This is a genomic window from Polaribacter sp. Z014, assembly GCF_023555435.1.
In the GTDB taxonomy this organism is placed as follows: Bacteria; Bacteroidota; Bacteroidia; order Flavobacteriales; family Flavobacteriaceae; genus Polaribacter.
The window spans coordinates 1-759 of the sequence record NZ_JALCZP010000108.1 but is presented as its reverse complement, the minus strand read 5'-3'; the positions used below and the strand labels follow the sequence as shown (position 1 = coordinate 759).

The window sequence follows — 759 nt, the reverse complement described above, 5'->3', positions numbered from 1 at the left end:
TAAGCAGTGAATTTAGTAAATAAAACACGAACGGCGAAATTCCGGAGGAATTTCCCAAGTGAGCTAAAACCAGCAATAAAGTTTATACGGTGTTGTACAATGTAATTTTAATTTATACAAGGTTTAATAGTATTTTGATAATCTTCAATTCCGACAATTCCTTCTCTTTTAGATTTCCTCCATTTTCTTTGATATTCAATGTCTAAAATTTTAATTATGTAAAAATTATATTCAGATATACATTCATAAATTTTTCCTTCACAACCAAGCTCAACATATTCAACATTATATTTTTTTTCAAATCTTTCATCTTTTCTTGAATTTGCAACTGGGGCAATTCCGCTATTTAAATAAAGTTTTGGAGTTCCATTTCTCCAATCTTTTCGTGCTTTTTCTTTATTTATTTCACACTTTCCTTGTATAACAATTGATTTCGGTTTTTTCCTTTTACTCCATAAAGATTTATATTCATAAATTATATTTGGATAATTACCAGCTGAAATTTCAAGAAAATAACTTTCATTTTTAGTTTTAGGAATTAAATTAAACATTCCTAAACTGTCAGATATTATTCCGTTAGATGTTCCTTTTTCGAAAATATAAATATCTCCTTTAGGTTTTTTCATATTAATTGAAGAAAAGATTTTTCCTTTGATTGTGTCGTTTTGAGAATGAGAAAATTCAGCCTTTAAAAAAGCTAAAAATGTGAATATTATGACGAATTTTATTTTCATTCTTTATATTGTACAACGTTGTTGT

1 protein-coding gene is annotated in these 759 nt (G+C 26.4%); it reads right to left on the bottom strand.

The window, feature by feature from the left end:
• Positions 1-107: 107 nt before the first annotated feature.
• Entirely contained in the window at positions 108-734 is a 627-nt protein-coding gene (locus MPF19_RS19130; RefSeq protein ID WP_249989864.1) for an FEKKY domain-containing protein, read from the bottom strand.
• Positions 735-759 lie beyond the last annotated feature (25 nt).

Excerpts from the sequence above, each read along its gene's own strand:
- MPF19_RS19130 (WP_249989864.1), bottom strand. The coding sequence starts at position 734 with ATGAAAATAAAATTCGTCATAATATTCACATTTTTAGCTTTTTTAAAG.